The sequence below is a fragment of the Stenotrophomonas sp. 62841_Sma genome, assembly GCF_056482945.1.
Window position 1 is genome coordinate 2,145,158 of record NZ_CM151224.1, and the last position, 19,043, is coordinate 2,164,200.

Annotated in this window: 16 protein-coding genes and 1 pseudogene; 8 read left to right on the top strand and 9 right to left on the bottom strand. The window is 67.3% G+C overall.

The window, feature by feature from the left end:
• Nucleotides 1–11: 11 nt before the first annotated feature.
• From ACZK5G_RS10050 to ACZK5G_RS10075, 6 genes and pseudogenes are all read right to left on the bottom strand, one after another.
• Nucleotides 12–149, bottom strand: a pseudogene (locus tag ACZK5G_RS10050) (acireductone synthase); the annotation flags it as partial.
• 120 nt (nt 150–269) lie between these two features.
• Entirely contained in the window at nt 270–965 is a 696-nt protein-coding gene (gene mtnC, locus ACZK5G_RS10055; protein WP_043397315.1) for an acireductone synthase, read from the bottom strand.
• A gap of 3 nt (nt 966–968) precedes the next feature.
• Complete coding sequence (locus tag ACZK5G_RS10060) at nt 969–1,526, bottom strand: 1,2-dihydroxy-3-keto-5-methylthiopentene dioxygenase (RefSeq protein WP_014037028.1); 558 nt, start codon at nt 1,524–1,526, stop codon at nt 969–971.
• Between the two features lie 92 nt (nt 1,527–1,618).
• On the bottom strand, nt 1,619–2,260 hold the full coding sequence (locus ACZK5G_RS10065; protein ID WP_032130340.1) for a methylthioribulose 1-phosphate dehydratase: 642 nt from the start codon (nt 2,258–2,260) through the stop codon (nt 1,619–1,621).
• A gap of 559 nt (nt 2,261–2,819) precedes the next feature.
• The gene (locus tag ACZK5G_RS10070) at nt 2,820–4,247 is read right to left on the bottom strand and encodes an amino acid permease (RefSeq protein WP_032128776.1); all 1,428 of its coding nucleotides are present in this window, start codon (nt 4,245–4,247) and stop codon (nt 2,820–2,822) included.
• 82 nt (nt 4,248–4,329) lie between these two features.
• The gene (locus ACZK5G_RS10075) at nt 4,330–5,805 is read right to left on the bottom strand and encodes an amino acid permease (RefSeq protein ID WP_121503164.1); all 1,476 of its coding nucleotides are present in this window, start codon (nt 5,803–5,805) and stop codon (nt 4,330–4,332) included.
• Between the two features lie 133 nt (nt 5,806–5,938).
• On the opposite strand from ACZK5G_RS10075, the gene ACZK5G_RS10080 reads away from it, so the two are divergent.
• The gene (locus tag ACZK5G_RS10080) at nt 5,939–6,553 is read left to right on the top strand and encodes an NUDIX hydrolase (RefSeq protein ID WP_121503165.1); all 615 of its coding nucleotides are present in this window, start codon (nt 5,939–5,941) and stop codon (nt 6,551–6,553) included.
• 78 nt (nt 6,554–6,631) lie between these two features.
• On the opposite strand, the gene serA is transcribed toward ACZK5G_RS10080, so the two are convergent.
• On the bottom strand, nt 6,632–7,873 hold the full coding sequence (gene serA, locus ACZK5G_RS10085) for a phosphoglycerate dehydrogenase (protein WP_014037034.1): 1,242 nt from the start codon (nt 7,871–7,873) through the stop codon (nt 6,632–6,634).
• Between the two features lie 169 nt (nt 7,874–8,042).
• Here serA and ACZK5G_RS10090 point away from each other — a divergent pair, with 169 nt between their 5' ends.
• From ACZK5G_RS10090 to ACZK5G_RS10100, 3 genes are all read left to right on the top strand, one after another.
• Complete coding sequence (locus tag ACZK5G_RS10090; protein WP_478466260.1) at nt 8,043–9,431, top strand: FAD-binding oxidoreductase; 1,389 nt, start codon at nt 8,043–8,045, stop codon at nt 9,429–9,431.
• Nucleotides 9,432–9,493: 62 nt separating this feature from the next.
• On the top strand, nt 9,494–9,793 hold the full coding sequence (locus ACZK5G_RS10095) for a DUF2388 domain-containing protein (protein ID WP_014037036.1): 300 nt from the start codon (nt 9,494–9,496) through the stop codon (nt 9,791–9,793).
• 40 nt (nt 9,794–9,833) lie between these two features.
• Nucleotides 9,834–11,630: an Lnb N-terminal periplasmic domain-containing protein gene (locus ACZK5G_RS10100; RefSeq protein WP_478466261.1), complete on the top strand. Its 1,797-nt coding sequence runs from the start codon at nt 9,834–9,836 to the stop codon at nt 11,628–11,630.
• Here the strand turns inward: ACZK5G_RS10100 and ACZK5G_RS10105 are convergent.
• Both ACZK5G_RS10105 and ACZK5G_RS10110 read right to left on the bottom strand, forming a co-directional pair.
• Nucleotides 11,608–12,684: an ATP-binding protein gene (locus ACZK5G_RS10105; RefSeq protein ID WP_478466263.1), complete on the bottom strand. Its 1,077-nt coding sequence runs from the start codon at nt 12,682–12,684 to the stop codon at nt 11,608–11,610. The genes ACZK5G_RS10100 and ACZK5G_RS10105 overlap by 23 nt on opposite strands.
• Nucleotides 12,684–13,400 (bottom strand): response regulator, encoded by a 717-nt coding sequence (locus ACZK5G_RS10110; protein WP_020424480.1) that lies wholly within the window; start codon nt 13,398–13,400, stop codon nt 12,684–12,686. Before ACZK5G_RS10110 ends, ACZK5G_RS10105 begins: the two co-directional genes overlap by 1 nt.
• A gap of 129 nt (nt 13,401–13,529) precedes the next feature.
• Here ACZK5G_RS10110 and ACZK5G_RS10115 point away from each other — a divergent pair, with 129 nt between their 5' ends.
• The 4 genes from ACZK5G_RS10115 (at nt 13,530) to ACZK5G_RS10130 (ending at nt 19,022) form a co-directional block, all read left to right on the top strand.
• Nucleotides 13,530–14,678 carry an efflux RND transporter periplasmic adaptor subunit gene (locus ACZK5G_RS10115; RefSeq protein ID WP_032128781.1) on the top strand — a complete coding sequence of 383 codons (1,149 nt, stop codon included), beginning with the start codon at nt 13,530–13,532 and terminating at the stop codon, nt 14,676–14,678.
• A 36-nt stretch (nt 14,679–14,714) separates the two neighbouring features.
• Nucleotides 14,715–17,864 carry a multidrug efflux RND transporter permease subunit gene (locus ACZK5G_RS10120; RefSeq protein ID WP_478466264.1) on the top strand — a complete coding sequence of 1,050 codons (3,150 nt, stop codon included), beginning with the start codon at nt 14,715–14,717 and terminating at the stop codon, nt 17,862–17,864.
• A complete protein-coding gene (locus tag ACZK5G_RS10125) occupies nt 17,845–18,237 on the top strand; it encodes a nuclear transport factor 2 family protein (protein WP_032128783.1) in 393 nt (130 codons plus the stop codon). Before ACZK5G_RS10120 ends, ACZK5G_RS10125 begins: the two co-directional genes overlap by 20 nt.
• 83 nt (nt 18,238–18,320) lie before the next feature.
• Nucleotides 18,321–19,022, top strand: a complete 702-nt coding sequence (locus tag ACZK5G_RS10130) for a COG3650 family protein (RefSeq protein WP_329893137.1) — start codon at nt 18,321–18,323, stop codon at nt 19,020–19,022.
• Nucleotides 19,023–19,043: the final 21 nt, after the last annotated feature.

Sequence of the window (19,043 nt, forward strand, 5' to 3'; positions counted from 1 at the left end):
GCGGGCGGCGTTTACAGCTGGATCTGCTGGAAATTCTCGACGCGCTCGTGGCCGTTGGCGGCCTGGCCGGTGCGCGGCAGCGGGTAGTCGTCCAGGCGATCAATCAGGCGGGTCTGCAGGCCGGCTTCGCGGGCAGCATCCAGCTCTTCTCCGCCGCTTTGGTAGGTGTCAACCTTGGTTGACACATCGGTCGTATGCCAACCAAGGTTGGCATCTACCAAGAGCGGTACCGGGTAGCCGATGCCGCAGAGCCCATCGGCGGGCCGCGTTTACAGCTGGATCTGCTGGAAGTTCTCGACGCGCTCGTGGCCGTTGGCGGCCTGTCCGGTGCGCGGCAGCGGGTAGTCATCCAGGCGATCAATCAGGCGGGTCTGCAGGCCGGCTTCGCGGGCGGCATCCAGTTCTTCCACCACATCCGACAGGAACAGGATCTCGCCGGCCGGCACGCCAATGGCCTGCACGATGCGGCGGTAGCTGTCGGCCTCGCGCTTGCCGCCGACTTCGGTGTCGAACCAGCCCGACACCAGCGGGCTGAGGTCACCGGCGTCGCTGAAGCCGAAGAACAGCTTCTGCGCCGGCACCGAGCCGGAGGAGTACACGTACAGCGGCAGGCCGGAGGCGTGCCAGCCCTTCAGCACCGGCGCCACTTCCGGGTAGAAGTGCGCGGTGTAGTCGCCGCGGCGGTAGCCTTCGTCCCAGATCAGGCCCTGCAGCGCCTTCAGTGCGGTGTGCTTGCGGTCCTGGTCGATCCAGCCCTGCAGCGTCTCGGCCACCAGGCTGTCCTGGCAGGCGCCGCCGATCTCGGTGGCCACCGCATCCAGCCAGCGGCGGACTTCCGGCTGCTGGCCGTGCTCGGCGACGAACGCGGGCAGCGCCTTGCGGGCATAGGGGAACAGCACGTTCTTGACGAACGAGATGCTGCTGGTGGTGCCTTCGATATCGGTCAGGATGACGCGGGGCTGCATGGATCAGGAGGCCTGGGTAGGTACGTAACGGGGGAATTTCTGCGCGATGTCGGTGCCGGTGAAGTGACCGACCCAGCCATCCGGCTCGGTGAAGAAGCGGATCGCCACGAAGCTGGGCTCGTCGCCCATGTCGAACCAGTGGGTGGTGCCATCGGGTACGGCGATCAGGTCGTCCTTCACGCACTCGATCTCATAGACCTTGTCACCCACGTGCAGGGTGAACAGGCCGGAGCCTGCCACGAAGAAGCGCACCTCGTCTTCCTTGTGGAAGTGTTCGTCGAGGAACTTCCTGCGCAGCTCGGCGCGGTTCGGGTTGTCCGGGGCGATCGAGGCCACGTCCACGCTCTTGAAGCCGCGCTCGGCAACCAGGCGGTCGATGTCGGCGCGGTAAGCGGCGAACACTTCATCCTGGCTGGCGCCCGGTGCGACCGGTGCGGTGGCCTGCCAGCGCTCGAAGGTGACGCCGATCTTCTGTAGCTCGGCAGCGATGACCGCGCCGTCCTGGGTGTCCAGCAGCGGTGATTCGGGGCGGGTGTCGTCGTAGATGCGCAGTCGGCTCATGGCGGCAGCTTGAACGTCTCGGGGGGAAGACAGGGTAGCAGGGTGGGCACGAGGTGCAGATTCCGGATCGGCATCTGCACCTGTGTGCGGGTTCAGCCGCGCAGCTTGCGCAGTTCCAGCTCGCAGTGGAACAGGAACTCGAACGCTTCCAGGTGGCGGCGTGCCTCGGCCATGTCGCGGCCCCAGGCATACAGGCCGTGGCCGTCGATCAGGTAGCCCCACAGGTTCTGACGGTCGAGCAGGTCATCGACCTGCTTCGAAAGCACGTTCATGTCCTGGGTGTTGGCGAACACCGGCACGTCGATGGCCATCTCGTGGGTGCTGTTGCCGGCGAAGGCCTTCAGCAGCTCGTAGCCTTCCAGGCGGATGTGGCCCTGCGGCGCGTACAGGCGCGAGGCGACGGTCTGCACCGGCGAGTGGGTGTGCAGCACGCAGCCGATTTCCGGGAAGCGGCGGTACAGCTGGGTGTGCAGCAGGGTTTCGGCGGACGGGCGCAGCGGGCGGCCGACGGCCAGGCCGTCGAAGTCCACCACCATGATGTCGTCCTCGATCAGGCGGCCCTTGTCCTTGCCGGAGACGGTGATCGCGGCGTGGCGGTCGTCCAGGCGGTGGGAGAAGTTGCTGCTGGTGGCCGGGGTCCAGCCGGCGTGGGCCAGTTCGCGGACGTTGTCGATCAGCAGCTGGGCCAGTTCGCTCAGGCGCGCGGTGTCGTACGGGAAGGTGGGGGCGTTCATGCCGTCGATTTTACTGGATTCGGCCAACGGCTGAGCCCCTCGTGGCGGGTCGTGTAGAGCGGTTCATGGACGGGGCGTGGCGGGCGGGCCGTGCAGGGGACGCTGCAAGTACGTCCATGTAAGCTCGATGGCGCCATCCATGGCGCCAACGCCCCTGCACGGCCCACCCGCCACGCCTCTGGCAGGTTCCGGCGTACGGCCAGCCACGGAGTGAAGAAGGAAAAGCGAAAAGCGAAAAGCGGGTCGCTTCGCTGCGCTTGCTCGGAGCGGAGCATGGCTCCGCTCTACAACAGATTCGTTCCGATACATTCGTTTCCGGGAACGCTTCATCCACGCATGGCGTGGATCCACCGGATGCGCCGGGAGACTGTCATGGGCGGGGAGGCATGGGTTCGCGGGGGTATCCGCGCCATGGATGGCGCGGCTAAGCCTCCATGGACGGATTCACGGCGTCCCCCGCGAACCCATGCCTCCCCGCCAAACCCCTCAGCCCAGCTGTTGCCGTTGCTCCGGCTTCAAAGGCGGGTGCAGGGCCGCAGGCCCTGCAATGCAAAAAACCTCACTTACCCCGCAGGCGGCTGTGCCTGAACCCGTAGCAGAAATAGATCACGAAGCCGACGAACGTCCACACCCCCATCAGCATCCAGTTGTGCATCGTCATCGCCGACAGCAGGGCAAGGCAACTCAGCACGCCCAGGCTGCAGATCAGCCACGCCATCGGCATGCGGAACGGACGCGGCAGGTCCGGCTGGGTGCGGCGCAGGATCAGCACGCCCGCGCACACCGCAGCGAACGCGATCAGCGTGCCCATCGAGGTCAGCTCACCGAGGATATCCAGCGGGAACAGCGCCGCCAGCAGCGCGATGCCGATACCGGTGATCACGGTGTTGATGTGCGGGGTACGGTACTTCGGGTGGATTTTGGTGAACACCGGCGGCAGCAGGCCGTCGCGGCCCATGATCATGAAGATGCGCGGCTGGCCGATGATCATCACCAGCACCACCGAGGACAGGCCGACCAGTGCGCCGACCTCGACCACCCAGCGCAACCAGCCCAGCTGCGGATGCGCGGCCACCGCGGTCACCACCGGCTCGTCGGTGCCCAGCAGCTGGAACGGCACCAGGCCGGTCATCACTGCGGCCATCGCGATGTACAGCACGGTGCAGATCACCAGCGACAGCATCATGCCGAACGGCATGTCGCGCTGTGGATTCTTCGATTCCTGCGCCGCCACCGACACCGCCTCGAAGCCGATGTAGGCGAAGAACACCATCGCCGCACCGCGCAGCACGCCTTCCATGCCGTACTTGCCGGGGCCTTCGTTGGCCGGAATGAACGGGGTCCAGTTGCTGGTGTCCACGTACTTCCAGCCGACCACGATGACCAGCACGATCAGGCCGGTCTTGAGCACGACCATCGCCATGTTCATCGCCGAGGACTTGCTGATGCCGACGTAGCACAGCCAGGTCAGCAGCAGCACCAGTGCGGCGGCGGGCAGGTTGGCGATCGCGCCGGTCGGGCGCAGCTGTGCATCGAGTGGGGCACTGACCAGCGCCGCCGGTAGATGGATGTCGAACTGGCTGAGCAGGCTGAGGAAATAGCCGGTCCAGCTGACCGCGACCGCCGAGGCGGAGACGCCGTACTCGAGCACCAGCATCCAGCCGATGAACCAGGCCGAGAGCTCGCCGAAGGTGGCGTAGGTGTAGGTGTAGGCGCTGCCGGAGACCGGCACCATCGAGGCGAATTCCGCGTAGGCCAGCGCGCAGAAGGCGCAGCAGATGGCGGCCAGTACGAAGGACAGCATGATGGCCGGGCCGGCGTGGTTGGCGGCGGCCTGGCCGGTGATGACGAAGATGCCGCCGCCGATCACCGCGCCGATACCCAGGGCAGTCAGCCCCCAGGGGCCGAGGTGGCGGCGCAGGCTCAGGCCGTTGGCGTCTTCATGGGCGGCATGCGGGTGCTTGGTGGCCCACAGTTGCTTGAACATGTGTGGTGGTCTTGTCGAAGCGCGCCATGACCGGCGCGCGGGGAAAACGGACGGGCCGGCGCGAGGCCGGCCCGTAGGCGGATCAGGGCGACTTGGCCAGCTTGCTGTTGCGGATGCCGTAGCCCAGGTAGATCAGCAGGCCGAGCAGCGTCCAGCCAACGAACAGGTGCCAGTGCACCACGAACGCCTGCCAGAACAGGAACAGGCAGGTGGCTGCGCCGAGCGGGCAGATGATCCACACCGCCGGCACGCGGAACGGGCGGTGGATCTCCGGCTTGGTATAGCGCAGCACCAGCACGCCGATGCAGACCGTGGCGAAGGCCAGCAGGGTGCCCATCGAGACCAGTTCGCCCAGCACGTTCAGCGGTACCAGGCCGGCCAGTGCCGCGGCGATCACGCCGACCACGATGGTGGCGACGTACGGGGTGCGGAAGCGGGCGTGGACCCTGCCGAAGAACTTCGGCAGCAGGCCGTCGCGGGAGATGGTGTAGGCGATGCGGGTCTGGCCCATCATCATCACCAGCACCACCGAGGACAGGCCGGCGATGGCGCCGATCTCGACCAGGGTCTTCAGCCAGGACAGGGTCGGGTAGGGTTCCAGCGCGGTGGCCACCGGCTTGTCGGTGCCCAGCAGGTGGTACGGCATCATGCCGGTCAGCACCGCGCAGACGATGATGTAGACGATGGTGCACACCGCCAGCGAGCCGAGCAGGCCGATCGGCATGTTGCGCTGCGGGTCCTTGGTTTCGCCGGCGGCGGTGGAGACCGCATCGAAGCCGATGTAGGCGAAGAACACGATGGTGGCCGCACGGAACACGCCGCTCCAGCCGAACTCACCCGCCACGCCGGTGTTTTCCGGGATGAACGGCTGCCAGTTGGCCGGGTCGATGTGGGCCGCGCCGATGCCGATGAACAGGCAGATGACGGTGACCTTGATCGCCACGATGATCGCGTTGACAAAGGCCGACTGGGTCACGCCCACGTACAGCAGGCCGGACACCGCCGCCACGATCAGTACTGCCGGCAGGTTGAACAGCTTGCCCGAGGCGATGAACTCGCTGCCGGTCCAGGCGATCGGGGCTGCGCTGAGCGCATCCGGGAACGGCATGTGCAGCGTGGTGGTGATGAAGCTGATCAGGTATGCCGACCAGCCCACCGCGACCGAGGCCGAGGCGAACAGGTATTCCAGCACCAGGCACCAGCCGATGAACCAGGCCATGCCCTCGCCGAGGGTGGCGTAGGAGTAGGAGTAGGCGCTGCCGGAGACCGGCATCATCGCCGCGAATTCGGCGTAGCACAGGCCCGCCAGGGCGCAGGCGAAACCGGCGATGACGAACGACAGCATCACTGCCGGGCCAGCGTGGTTGGCCGCAGCCTGGCCGGTCAGCACGAAGATACCTGCGCCGATCACCGCGCCCACGCCAAGCAGGATGAGGTGTTTAGCCGTGAGGGTCCGTTTCAACGTGGCTTCGCCGTCCAGGCTGCCTTCGATGGGTTCGCCAGCATCGACGTGCCCGGCCGGTTCAACCGGCTTGACCCTCAACAGAGCTTTCAGCATGCAGTACTTCCTAGTGATCGGATTGGGTGGGCCGCCGATACGTTGCCGGCAACCCTGGAATGGTGAAGGCCGCGCGAACGGCCCGCTGTACCTTAGCCAAAGCTGAAGCCAACGCACAAGCGCAATCGCAACAATGAACGGCGATAATGAGCAGTATTTTTCCAAACGCCGCCCATTCATGAGCCAGACCGCCGAAACCCTTGCCGTGCTTGACGATCGCCTGCGTGGCCTGCTGCGGGACTACGCCCGCCGCGAGCCCGCCCACGACGCATTGGCTGCCGAATTCGGCACATTGTTGGACGATCCGGAAGATCCGTTCCGGCGCGAGCGGCTGGCCGGCCACTTCACCGCCAGCTGCTGGCTGGTCAGTGCCGACGGCCAGCGCCTGCTGCTGACCCATCACCGCAAGCTGCAGCGCTGGCTGCAGCTGGGCGGCCACGCCGACGGCGACCGCGACCTGGCCCAGGTGGCACTGAAGGAAGCCGAAGAAGAATCGGGACTGAGCGGCCTGGTGTTGGAAGACCCGGGCATCTTCGATATCGACAAGCACTGGATTCCGGAGCGCAAGGAGGTGCCGGGCCACTGGCACTACGACGTACGTTTCGTGATCCGCGCGCTGGGTGGCGAAGCCTTCGTGCTCAGCGAGGAGTCACTGGAACTGGCCTGGCGGCCGGTGACCGAGGTCGCGGCCGATCCGGAATCGGACGAATCCATGCAGCGCATGGCGCGCCGGTGGCTGACGCGCTGAAGAAAAAGGGGACGGAGGGGATTAAGTCGTTTACGCCGCATGTGCCGCAAACGACTTAATCCCCTCCGTCCCCTTTTTTCAGTACAGGATGCGCGTGCGCAGCGTGCCCGGAATCGCGGCCAGCTCGTCGCGCACGGCGGCGGCTTGTTCCTCGCTGGCGGTGATGTCGATCACCACGTAGCCCACCTTCGGGTCGGTGCGCAGGAACTGGCCGTCGATGTTGACGTTGTGGCGCGAGAAGATCTCGTTGACCTTGGACAGCACGCCCGGCACGTTCTGGTGGATGTGCAGCAGGCGCAGGCTGTCGGCGTGCTCGGGCAGGGTCACTTCCGGGAAATTGACCGCCGACAGGGTGCTGCCGTTGTCGCTGTAGCGCACCAGCTTGGCGGCCACTTCAACGCCGATGTTGTCCTGCGCCTCCAGCGTGCTGCCGCCCACGTGCGGGGTCAGGATCACGTTGTCGTGGCGGGTCAGCGGCGATTCGAAGATATCGCCATTGCCCTTCGGTTCGACCGGGAACACGTCCAGCGCGGCGCCGCCGACGTGGCCGCTGGCCAGGGCCGCGTCCAGCGCATCGATGTCGACCACGGTGCCGCGCGCGGCGTTGATCAGGTGCGCGCCCTTGCGCATCTTCGCCAGCTCGGTGCTGCCGATCATCCACTGCGTGGACGGGGTCTCCGGCACGTGCAGGGTGACGATGTCGGCGCGCGCCAGCAGGTCGTCCAGGCTGGCCGCCGCACGGGCATTGCCCAGTGCCAGCTTGGTTTCCACGTCGTGGAAGATCACCTGCATGCCCAGCGATTCGGCCAGCACGCCGACCTGGGTGCCGATGTGGCCGTAACCGATGATGCCCAGCGTCTTGCCGCGCACTTCATGGCTGCCGCTGGCCGACTTCGACCAGCCGCCGCGATGGCATTCAGCGTTCTTCTGCGGAATGCCACGGGTCAGCATGATCGCCTCGGCGATCACCAGCTCGGCCACGCTGCGGGTGTTGGAGTACGGCGCGTTGAACACCGGGATGCCGGCCAGCTCGGCCGCGTCCAGGTCGACCTGGTTGGTGCCGATGCAGAAGCAGCCCACCGCGATCAGGCGTTTGGCCTCGGCCAGCACTTCGGCGCTGAGCTGGGTGCGCGAACGGATGCCGACGATGTGCGCCTCGGCGATGCGCGCCTTCAGTTCGTCCTCGGGCAGCGCCTTGGTGTGCGCTTCGATCTGGCTGTAGCCGGCGGCGCTGAATACCTCCACGGCGGTCTGGCTGACCCCCTCCAGCAACAGCACGCGGATATCCTGCTTCGGGAACGAGGTCTTCTTCGGCGACATGGGGCGACACGGCCAGTGGGACAGGGGCTGACCACTATGCCAGATCGCAGCGACCATGGTGCAGTGCGCAATTGGTTGCATCCGTAGCTATCTGCACGGCTGCGGGGCTGGACGCTGGCGCGTGCCGCTGGCACGCTTGCCCGTTCTTCACGCACCGCGCTGGACTGTCATGACCGATTCCCGCATTGCCTCGCTGCAGCAGGCCTGTCCCGGCCTGAAGCTGAAGACCGACCCGGCCGACCTGGAGCATTACGGGCGCGACTGGACCCGGCGCTGGACGCCGGCGCCGCTGGCGATCGCACTGCCGGCCACGGTCGAGGAAGTGCAGGCGGTGATGCGTTGGAGTGCAGGCGAGGGCGTGGCCGTGGTGCCGTCCGGTGGCCGCACCGGCCTCTCGGGTGGCGCGGTGGCCGCCAACGGCGAGCTGGTGCTCAGCCTGGAACGGATGAACAAGGCGCTGGCCTACGACGCGGTCGATCGCACCCTGGTGGTGCAGGCCGGCATGCCGCTGGAGGCCGTGCACAACGCCGCGCTGGATCACGGCCTGATCTACCCGGTGGATTTCGCTGCGCGCGGGTCCTGCTCGATCGGCGGCAACATCGCTACCAATGCCGGTGGCATCCGCGTGATCCGCTACGGCAACACCCGTGAGTGGATCGCGGGGCTGAAGGTGGTCACCGCTGACGGCGAGTTGCTGGAACTCAACAAGGGGCTGATCAAGAACTCCAGCGGCTATGACTTCCGCCAGCTACTGATCGGCTCGGAGGGCACGCTGGGCGTGATCGTCGAGGCGACGGTGAAACTGACCGACCCGCCGCCGGCCAGCAACGTGATGCTACTGGCGCTGCCCAGCTTCGACGTGCTGATGCAGGTGTTTGCTGCGTTCCGCGCGCGCCTGCAGCTGCAGGCCTTCGAGTTCTTCACCGACCGGGCGCTGGAGCACGTGCTGGCGCATGGCGCGCAGGCACCGTTCGACGAGGTGCATCCGTACTACGTGGTCACCGAGTTCGCCGCGGGCGACGAGGCCCAGGAAGCGGCGGCGATGGCCGCGTTCGAGGACTGCATGGGCAATGGCTGGGTCAGCGATGGCGTGATCAGTGCCAGCGACGCGCAGGCCGCGCAGCTGTGGCGCCTGCGCGAAGGCATCACTGAGTCGCTTGCCCGTTACAAGCCCTACAAGAACGATGTTTCGGTGCGGATCTCGTCGATGCCGGCGTTCCTGGCCGAGACCCAGGCGCTGATCGGGCAGGCCTATCCGCATTTCGACGTGGTCTGGTTCGGCCACATCGGTGACGGCAATCTGCACATCAACGTGCTCAAGCCGGACGACACCAGCGACGCTGATTTCGTGGCGCAATGCGAGCACGTAACCAAGCTGCTGGCGCAGGTGCTGGCCCGCTTCGACGGCAGCATCTCGGCCGAGCACGGCATCGGTCTGGTCAAGAAGGGCTACCTGGACAGCACCCGCGGCCCGGCCGAGATCGCCCTGATGAAGGCGGTCAAACGCGCGTTCGATCCCCAAGCGCGGCTGAATCCCGGCAAGCTGTTCGACGTTTGAGCCGGGCAAATCCTTCACGCACCCGTTACGCTCCACGCTTCCTAACAACCGGCTTCGAACCGATGACCCGTCCGCTTCTGCTGCTTGCCCTGCTGTCCCTGCCGCTGGCCGGCTTCGCTTCCAGCTTCGCCGGCACCTCGGCCGGCTCGGCCACCGGTGCGTCCTCCGGTTCCTCGGGCAGCAGCTCGGGTGACGACAAGGTGGTGCTGGCTGCACGCGACGATGCCGCTGCGTTCGTCGCCAGCGACGGCCAGATCCGTGGCGCTCGCCTGCAGGCGGCGCTTGTCCACCTGCGTGAGCAGAGCACTGCCGCACAGCAGCAGAGCGACCTGGAACTGGCCCGCGCGCTGCTGGCACGTTGATCCTGCCTTCGGGTAGTGCCGGCCGCTGGCCGGCAACGCCATGACAACTGCAAGGAACGCAGCCACGCACGGCGTGGCTCTACTGCTGATCGCCCACGTCGCGCACGCGGCTGACCGCCTGCAGCTCGATCCTGCGGGGTTGAGCCCTGCACAGCAGCAGGTGGCGACGCAGACCCTGGCCGACGTGCAGTCATTGTTGCCAGATGGCCTGCTGCGCGCCCTGCCGGCGCAGGTGCAGGTGCGCTGGAGTGATGGCCTTCCCGCCGAGGTGCATGGCCGCGCCTTCGCCGGCCGCATCACGTTGCGCCGCGATCTGCTGGATGACGGCATGCCCGGCGCCCGGCGTGCGCGACGCAGCGCGCTGGTACACGAACTGACCCATGTTGCCGACCGTACGGCGGCGAACTGGTCGCGCAGTATGCGCTGGCGTGATCTGGCCGGATGGCAGCGCAAGCCCTGGCATATCGGCCGTGGCGACAACGATTTCCGTGACCGTAGTCCGGACGCCTATGAACTGAAGGATCCGGCCGAGTACCTGGCAGTGAACGCCGAGCATTTCGTGCTCGACAGTGAATTCGCTTGCCGGCGACCGGCACTGGCGCAGTGGTACCAGATGCATTTTGGAACGCCGCCTTCGTTGCCGCAGCCGCAATGCGCTACGACACTGCCGTTGCTGCAGGCCGAATCGGAAGAGGGCGCGGCGTCGTTGCTGCAACTCGACCCGGCACGCGTCTACGCGGTGGATTACCTGTTTGCCGAAGGCAGCGCGCAGCCGATGAGCCGCTGGGGCCACAGCATGCTGCGGCTGGTGATCTGCCGGCCGGGCCGTGCGCCGGGGCCGGACTGTCGCCTGGACCTGGAATACCACCGTGTGCTTTCGTTCCGTGCCTTCGTTGGTGACGTGCAGATTTCCAACTGGCGTGGCCTTACCGGTGGCTACCCGTCGCGACTGTTCGTGCTGCCGCTGCAGCAGGTGGTGGACGAGTACACCAAGGTCGAGCTGCGCGGGTTGCAGTCGCTGCCGTTGCAGTTGTCGCCCGGCGAGATCGCCAGCCTGCTCGAGCGCACTGCGCAGGTGCACTGGAGCTATGACGGGCGCTATTACTTCGTCAGCAACAACTGCGCGGTGGAAACCGCCAAGCTGCTGCAGGCGGGTGTGCCTCGGCTGGGGGAGGCCGGGCTGGCCCAGCTGAGTCCGCGTGGTTTGAAGCGTCGGCTGTCGCAGCTGCATGTGCTGGACGAGCAGGTACTCACGGACCGCAATGCAGCACAGGCGCAGGGTTACTACTTCGCCTCGGCACGCGATCACTACCAGCAGTTGTTCGGCGTGGCGGCAGCCCAGCTGGCAATGCCCGCACGCGATGTACGCGGCTGGTTGAAGCTGCCTGCACGGCAACGGGCACCGTGGTTGCTGAAGGGCGACCTGCGCGCAAGCGCCGGCCTGCTGCTGCTGGAACAGGCTGCGCAACGCCGCGCCGAGCTGCGCGCGCGAGATGTGCTGAAACGGCGCCTGCTGGCCGCACCGGACAGTGCCGAGACCCGGGGCCTGCGCCAGTTGCTGGAGCAGGGTGGGCAATGGATGCGCCCGGGTACGCTGCTGGCGGACGGCGGCTACGGGTTGCCGCTGGCCGATGAGCAGGCGGTGCTGGCCGAAGCGGTTGCCACTGCCAGCGCGCAGGCGGTGCCGGCCTGGCAGGCGCTGCGCGTACAGCTGCGTCAGCAGCTGCCGGAGAAGCAGCGCAACGAAATGGATGCGATCGACGCCAACCTCGCTGCGCTCGGTGCCCGCCTGCGGGAACAGGCAGCCACGCCGGCTATTGGCGCGGCAGCTCGATAACGAAACGGCTGCCACCAGCGTTGCCCTCCGTGCAGTAGACGCGGCCGCCGTGCGCGTCGGCGATGGCCTTGACCACCGCCAGGCCGAGCCCGCTACCGCCACCCTGGCGCGAACGCGAACCGTCGGCACGCATGAACGGAGAGAAGATGTCGGCGTGCAGCTCAGGGTCGATGCCCGGGCCCTCATCCTCGATCGCTACCTGCACATGGCCCGGTGTGTCATGCACGGCAATCCGCACCTTGCCCGGGCTGGCATAGCGGCGCGCGTTCTCCAGCAGCGCCAGCAGCGCCTGGCGCAGGCGGGTCGGGTCGCAGTGCGCGTTGTGTTCTTCGCGGCTGGTTTCCAGCTCCAGCACGAAGCCGGCGGCGCGGAACTGGGGATCGACCAGGGTCATCACCGAATGCACTTCGGCCACCACGTCGGTACGTGCGCGGCGCACGTCCAGCCGCGCATTGTCGGACAGGCTCAGCACGCGCAGATCCTCGATCAGTCGTGACAGGCCCTCGACCTGGGCGAGCAGGCTGCGGAACTGTGATTCGTCCGGCTGGAAGACGCCCTCGGCCAGGCCCTGCAGGCGGCCGCGCAGGATCGTCACCGGAGTCCGCAGTTCATGGGCGATGGCTGCGTGCCACATCGCACGCTCGCTTTCCACGTGCTGCAGCCGCCTTGCCATGGCGTTGAAGTCCTCGACCAAGGTGGCCACTTCGCCCGGCGAGTTTTCCTCGACGCTGGCACGGGCACCGAGGTCGCCGCCCGCGAGCGCGCGCACGCTGTCCACCAGCGAATTCAACGGCGACAGGATGCGATGGGCAAGGCGGAACGAGGCGGCAATGGCCAGCGCCAGGCCGGTCAGGATCACGCCGACCATCCATGCCAGTTCAGGGCCGGTCGGCAGCCAGCTTTCCGGCTCCTCGGTAGTGCCGGGGAAGAATTCGACCAGGACCGCATACAGCAGCCACGATGACAGGATCATCATCACGATGACGCCGATCACCATCAGCGACATCGAGACGATGATGTGGCGGCTGAGCCCGGAGCGGCGCAGGCGGGCCATCAGCGGTCGGCCATCAACCGGTAGCCGACGCCACGCACGCTGGCCGGCACATTGACCATGCCCACTTCATCCAGCTTGCGGCGCAGCTTGCTGACATGGCTGTCGACCGTGCGCTCCAGCGCCTCGCTTTCCGGCAGGCATTCGTGCATCAGTTCACTGCGGCTGAAGATGCGGGTCGGCGCCAGCGCCATGCAGTGCAGCAGCTTGAACTCGGTGAGCGTGAGCAGCACTTCGTGGCTGTAGCCTTCGCCTTCCACGTGTACGGCGTGGGTGGCCGAGTCGATCAGCAGCGGGCCCGCCCGCAGCGCGGTCGGGGCGTCCACGCGCGAGGCGCGCAACGTACGCCGCAGCACGGCGCGCACGCGCGCCGCCACTTCGGCCGGATTGAATGGTTTGACCACGTAGTCATCAGCGCCCATGCGCAGTGCGGTCAGCTTGTCCAGGTCCTGGTCCAGTGCGGTCAGCATGATCACCGGCGTCTCGCCGCGCTGGCGCAGCTGGGTCAGCACGCTCCAGCCATCCAGCCGCGGCAGCTGCACGTCGAGCAGGACCAGGTCGGGGCGGGCGCTGCGATGCAGGTCCAGTGCGCTGTGGCCGTCGGCGGCGCGCAGCGTACGCAGTCCTTCGCGTTCCAGATAGGCGGTAAGAATGTCGGCGATCTCGGCCTCATCCTCGACGATCAGGACGAGGGCGGCGAGGGCAGGGGCGGCATGCATGCAGGGGCGGGGCCTTAAGGTGCTTGCCTCCATCGTATCTCCACAGTTCCTCCATCGAAACCCCATCATCGCCACGCACACTGCGTTCTTCAGAACCTATCAGCCGCCCGCGCGGCATTGTGCACAGCAATGAGAACCTTCAGGACTCCGGTCGCGTTGATCGCGGCCCTCGCCCTGGCCATGACGGCCTGCTCCACCCCCGAAGCCACGCCCGAAGCCGCACCCCGCGTGAGCGTGGTTACCGTCGGCCCGCAGGTGGTGCAGCGTGACGACGAACTGCCTGGCCGCGTGGCCGCCGTGCGCACCGCGCAGATCCGAGCGCAGGTGGGTGGCATCGTGCAGCGCCGGCTGTTTGACCAGGGCGCGGAAGTAGACGCCGGCCAGGCCCTGTTCCAGATCGATCCGGCGGCCTTCCGTGCCGATGTCGATTCGGCACTGGCCGCGCTGCAGCGCAGTGAGGCCGCCCTGGGCCGCAGTCGCGTGCAGTCGCAGCGCCTGCATGCACTGGCCGCGGCACAGGCCGTCAGCCAGCAGCATCGCGACGATGCCAGTGCCGAGTACGAACAGGCCCGTGCCGCGGTGAATGAAGCGCGCGCGATCCTGGCCCGTCGCCAGCTCGACCTGCGCTATGCCACGGTCAGCGCGCCGATTGCCGGCCGCATCGACCAGGCGCTGGTGACCGAAGGCGCACTGGTCGGCGTGGCCGATGCCGAGCCGATGGCGGTGGTACAGCAGATCGACCAGGTCTACGTCGATGTGCGCCAGCCGGCGGCCCAGCTGGAATCGCTGCAGCGCAGTGCTGCCGGTGGTGGCGAGCTGCCGGTGACGATCATCGGTGCCGCCGGCAAGCCGCTGTCCGAGCGTGGCCAGATGCTGTTCTCCGGCATCAACGTCGATGCGCGTACCGGTGATGTGATCCTCCGCATCCTGGTCGACAACCCGCAGCGCCAGCTGCTGCCCGGCATGTATGTGCGCGCGAAAGTGCCGCGGGGTGCACCGGCCAGCGCGCTGACCGTGCCGCAGCAGGCCGTGCTGCGCAGCGCCGGTGGCCAGGCCTATGCCTGGGTGATCGGTGGCGATGGCAAGGCGGTGATCCGCACGCTGGAGGTCGACGGCAGCGTTGATCGCCAGTGGCTGGTGCGCACCGGCCTGAAGGCGGGCGAAAAGGTGGTGGTCGAGGGCCAGGAACGCCTGCAGGAAGGCGTGGTGGTCGATGCGCGCGACTGGCAGGTGCCGGTCGCCAGCGCCGGCGCGGTGCAGGCCGGCAGCAAGGGCTGAGCCTTTCCCGGGCCAGCCCCTCCAGGAAAATCCAACATGGCACGTTTCTTCATCGATCGCCCGGTGTTCGCCTGGGTGCTGGCGATCTTCATCATCCTGGCCGGCGTACTGGCGATTCCGCGCTTGGCCGTGGAGCGCTATCCGGCGGTCGCGCCGCCCAGTGTCAGCATCTATGCCAGCTACCCGGGTGCCAGCCCGCAGACGCTGAATGATGCGGTGGTCGGCCTGATCGAGCGCGAGCTGTCCAGCGTCAAGCACCTGCTGTACTTCGAATCGTCGGTGGACACCTCCGGCGAAGCCTCGATTACTGCGACCTTCAAGCCCGGTACCAACCCGGAGCTGGCGCAGGTGGACGTGCAGAACCGGATCAAGGCGATCGAGCCGCGCCTGCCGCGCAGCGTGCGCCAGAACGGCCTGTTCGTGGAGGCCGCCGATTCCGGCTTCCTGATGCTGGTCGGCCTGCGTTCGCCGGATGCCAGCGTCAGCGAGGCCGCGCTGGGCGATTTCATGGCGCGCAACATCATCGAAGAGCTGCGCCGCATCGATGGCGTCGGCCGCGTGCAGCTGTTCGGTGCCGAACAGGCGATGCGCGTTTGGCTGGACCCGACCCGGTTGACCGGCTACGGCCTGACCATGGGCGATGTGGCCACCGCCATCGAGCAGCAGAACCTGGAGATCTCGCCGGGACGCATCGGTGATTCGCCGGGTGTTCCGGGCCAGCGCATCACCGTGCCGCTCAGCGCCGATGGGCAGCTGTCCACGCCGGAGCAGTTCGCAGCCATCGTGCTGCGCGCCGGGGCAGACGGTTCACGGGTGGTGCTGGGCGATGTCGCCCGCGTCGAACTGGGCGCGCAGAGCTATGCGTGGGGCACCCGTGAGGATGGCCACCCAGCGACCGCCGCCGGGGTGCAGTTGCGTCCTGGCGCGAACGCAGTGCGCACCGCGTCGGCGGTACGCGAGCGCATGGCCGAATTGGCGCCGCTGCTGCCGCGCGGCGTGGAGTCGAGCATTCCGTTCGACACCGCACCGTTCGTGAAGATCTCGATCCAGAAGGTGGTGCAGACGCTGCTGGAGGCCATGCTGCTGGTGTTCGCGGTGATGTACCTGTTCCTGCAGAACTGGCGCTACACGCTGATTCCGGCGCTGGTCGCACCGATCGCGCTGCTCGGCACCTTCGCGGTGATGCTGGCACTGGGCTTCTCGATCAACGTGCTGACCATGTTCGGCATGGTGCTGGCGATCGGCATCATCGTCGACGACGCCATCGTGGTGGTCGAGGGCGTGGAACGGATCATGGCCGAGGAAGGACTGCCGCCGCGCGAGGCCACCATCAAGGCGATGCGCGAGCTGACCGGTGCGGTGATCGGCATCACCCTGGTGCTGACCGCCGTGTTCATTCCGATGGCGTTGGCCAGCGGCTCGGTGGGCGCGATCTACCGCCAGTTCACCGTGGCGATGGCGGTGTCGATCCTGTTCTCGGCGCTGCTGGCATTGAGCCTGACGCCGGCACTGTGCGCGACCCTGCTGCGCCCGAACACCCATGGTCATCATGGTCGGGGCGGGCTGTTCGGCGCCTTCAATCGTGGCTTCGAGGCGATGACCGGGCGCTACCAGCGTGGCGTGGCCTCGGTGCTGCAGCGCAGTGGGCGGGTGATGGGCGTGTTCGCCGCACTGGTGGTGGCGCTGCTGCTGGGCCTGCACTGGTTGCCGGGCGCATTCCTGCCGGAAGAAGACCAGGGCTATTTCATGACTTCGATCCAGTTGCCGGCCGAAGCCACGGCCGAGCGCACGCTGGCCGTGGTCGAAGCCTACGAACGGCATGTGGCGTCACGCCCGGGCATCGGCTCCAACCAGTCGATCCTTGGCTACAGCTTCTCTGGCTCCGGTCCGAGCGCGGCGCTGACCTACACCATGCTCAAGGACTGGGGCGAGCGCGCAGGCGCCACCGCGGCCGGCGAGGTGGAGGCCGCGCAGAAGGCGATGGCCACGATTGCCGAGGGCGAGGTGATGAGCGTGATGCCGCCGGCGATCGACAGCCTGGGCCGTTCGTCCGGGTTCTCGCTCGCCCTGCAGGCGCGTACCGGGCAGAGCCAGGCCGAACTACGCGCGGCCCTGCAGCAGCTGCTGAAGCTGGCCGAGGCCAGCCCGCTGCTGTCCGAGGTGCATGCCGATGGCCTGCCGGCCGGCACCAGCGTGCGGCTGGACATCGACCGGGCCAAGGCCGAGGCGATGGGCGTGGGCTTCGAACACATCAGCAGCACGCTGTCGGCGGCGATGGGCTCGCAGTACGTCAATGACTTCCCCAACAAGGGCTGGTTGCAGCAGGTGATCCTGCAGGCCGACGCGCCGCACCGGATGGAACTGGAGGACGTGCTGAAGCTGTACGTGCGCAACAGCGAGGGCGGCATGGTGGCGCTGTCCGAACTGGTGACCCCGCACTGGACCGAGGCGCCGCTGCAGCTGCAGCGCTATCTCGGCTTCCCGGCGCTGAATCTGTCCGGCGCCCCGGCCTCCGGCGTGTCGACCGGCCAGGCGATGGCGGAGATGGAGCGGTTGGCGGAGACGCTGCCATCCGGCTTCGCCCTGCAATGGACCAGCCAGTCGCTGCAGGAGCGCGAATCCGGTGCGCAGGCGCCGTGGCTGTTGCTGCTGTCGATGCTGGTGGTGTTCCTGGTGCTGGCGGCGCTGTACGAGAGCTGGTCGATTCCGCTGGCGGTGATGCTGGTGGTGCCCTTGGGCCTGCTCGGTGCGGTCGCGGCCGTGTTGTTGCGCGGCATGCCCAACGACGTGTTCTTCAAGGTCGGCATGATCACGGTGATCGGGCTGTCGGCGAAGAACGCGATCCTCATCGTCGAGTTCGCACGCCAGCTGCAGCAGCAGGGCCGTGGCCTGGTGGAAGCGGCGCTGGAGGCGGCACGGCTGCGCCTGCGGCCGATCGTGATGACTTCGCTGGCGTTTGCGCTGGGCGTGGTGCCGCTGATGTTGGCACAGGGCGCGTCGAAGGAAACCCAGCAGGCGATTGGAACCGGTGTGTTCGGCGGCATGGTCAGTGCGACCGTGCTGGCGGTGTTCTTCGTACCGGTCTTCTATGTAGTAGTGCAGGGCGCGCGGCAGTGGATCGCGCAACGCCTGCGCAGGCGCCGGCCGATGCCGGAAGGATCCGTGGATGGAACGGGACATCGTTGAAGACCTGCATGAGCGGCAGCTGGCAGCGCTGGAACAGCGCCTGCGGCAGGCATTGCTGGATGACGACCACGATGCGCTGACCGCGCTGGTATCGCCGGCCTTGTTCATGATGGATGGGCAGGGCGGGCGCATGCTCGATCTGCCCTGGCTGGGCGACTGGCTGGCCGGGAACCTGCGGGTGAGCAGCCTGCAATCGTACGCGGTGGAAACGCTGCTGTGCGGACGCCTGGCATTGTTGTCCAGCGACGTGCGCTTGTCGGTGCGCGGGCAGGGCCAGGAGCGCGAGCTGAAACTGCGCCTGCTGCGGGTCTGGACCTGCAGTTCCGGCGACAGCGGCGCGCAGCTGCTGTCGATGGCGGTACTGGCCGCATGAACGCGGTCAGGCCGCTTTCAGGCCCCGCTCACCGGCAGGTGGTAGGGTCGAAGATCTCTGTAGTGTCGACAAGGAGTCGAGCCATGCGTGTAGTCCCCAGTCTGTTGGCAGCCTCCCTCGGGTTGGTCCTGGCCGCGTGCCAGCCGGCACAGCCACCCGCTGCGGGCGGCACTGATGCCGCGCCGCCGGCCGCGCCCGAACCGGCTGCCAGCACCGGCGCCGGTACCGGCAGCGAGACCATGTACCGGTGTGGTGATCTGAACGTGCGCGCGACCTTCAATGGCGAGGATGCGGCGACGGTAGTGATCGGCGAACGTACCTTCGCCATGACCTCCGAGCGTGCGGCGTCGGGCGCGAAGTATGGCGATGGCCAGGGCAACAGCTTCTGGACCAAGGGCAGCGATGACGGCCTGTTGAGCCTGAAGGGCGAGGCCGATCGCGAGTGCCATGCGGTCGAAGCCACCGAAGGCGATGGCAGCGCCGGCAATGCCGCGTTCCGTGCCACCGGCAACGAACCGGGGTGGCTCGCGGTCGTAGATGGCGACACGCCAGGCCTGCAGGTGGAAGTCGATTACGGTGAGCGCCGCTTCGACGTGGCCAAACCCACCGAAGGCGCTGACGGCTGGAGCGGCAAGGCGTCCGACGGTACTGACGTCAAGCTCAGCTTCCAGCGCACCACCTGCCAGGACGACATGAGTGGCGAGGCGTTCGAGGCCAAGGTGAACCTGACCATCGGCACCCGCCAGTATCACGGCTGCGGCAACTTCGGCGCGAAGCAGCCGTAAGCCATCTGTAGAGCCGAGCCC

Bases quoted from the DNA above. Each gene is read 5' to 3' on its own strand.
- ACZK5G_RS10070 (WP_032128776.1), bottom strand. From the start codon at position 4,247: ATGTTCAAGCAACTGTGGGCCACCAAGCACCCGCATGCCGCCCATGAA.
- ACZK5G_RS10130 (WP_329893137.1), top strand. From the start codon at position 18,321: ATGCGTGTAGTCCCCAGTCTGTTGGCAGCCTCCCTCGGGTTGGTCCTG.
- ACZK5G_RS10060 (WP_014037028.1), bottom strand. From the start codon at position 1,526: ATGAGCCGACTGCGCATCTACGACGACACCCGCCCCGAATCACCGCTG.
- ACZK5G_RS10100 (WP_478466261.1), top strand. From the start codon at position 9,834: ATGACAACTGCAAGGAACGCAGCCACGCACGGCGTGGCTCTACTGCTG.
- ACZK5G_RS10125 (WP_032128783.1), top strand. From the start codon at position 17,845: ATGGAACGGGACATCGTTGAAGACCTGCATGAGCGGCAGCTGGCAGCG.
- serA (WP_014037034.1), bottom strand. From the start codon at position 7,873: ATGTCGCCGAAGAAGACCTCGTTCCCGAAGCAGGATATCCGCGTGCTG.
- ACZK5G_RS10095 (WP_014037036.1), top strand. From the start codon at position 9,494: ATGACCCGTCCGCTTCTGCTGCTTGCCCTGCTGTCCCTGCCGCTGGCC.
- ACZK5G_RS10115 (WP_032128781.1), top strand. From the start codon at position 13,530: ATGAGAACCTTCAGGACTCCGGTCGCGTTGATCGCGGCCCTCGCCCTG.
- ACZK5G_RS10120 (WP_478466264.1), top strand. From the start codon at position 14,715: ATGGCACGTTTCTTCATCGATCGCCCGGTGTTCGCCTGGGTGCTGGCG.
- ACZK5G_RS10105 (WP_478466263.1), bottom strand. From the start codon at position 12,684: ATGGCCCGCCTGCGCCGCTCCGGGCTCAGCCGCCACATCATCGTCTCG.
- ACZK5G_RS10075 (WP_121503164.1), bottom strand. From the start codon at position 5,805: ATGCTGAAAGCTCTGTTGAGGGTCAAGCCGGTTGAACCGGCCGGGCAC.
- ACZK5G_RS10065 (WP_032130340.1), bottom strand. From the start codon at position 2,260: ATGAACGCCCCCACCTTCCCGTACGACACCGCGCGCCTGAGCGAACTG.
- ACZK5G_RS10080 (WP_121503165.1), top strand. From the start codon at position 5,939: ATGAACGGCGATAATGAGCAGTATTTTTCCAAACGCCGCCCATTCATG.
- ACZK5G_RS10110 (WP_020424480.1), bottom strand. From the start codon at position 13,400: ATGCATGCCGCCCCTGCCCTCGCCGCCCTCGTCCTGATCGTCGAGGAT.
- ACZK5G_RS10090 (WP_478466260.1), top strand. From the start codon at position 8,043: ATGACCGATTCCCGCATTGCCTCGCTGCAGCAGGCCTGTCCCGGCCTG.
- mtnC (WP_043397315.1), bottom strand. From the start codon at position 965: ATGCAGCCCCGCGTCATCCTGACCGATATCGAAGGCACCACCAGCAGC.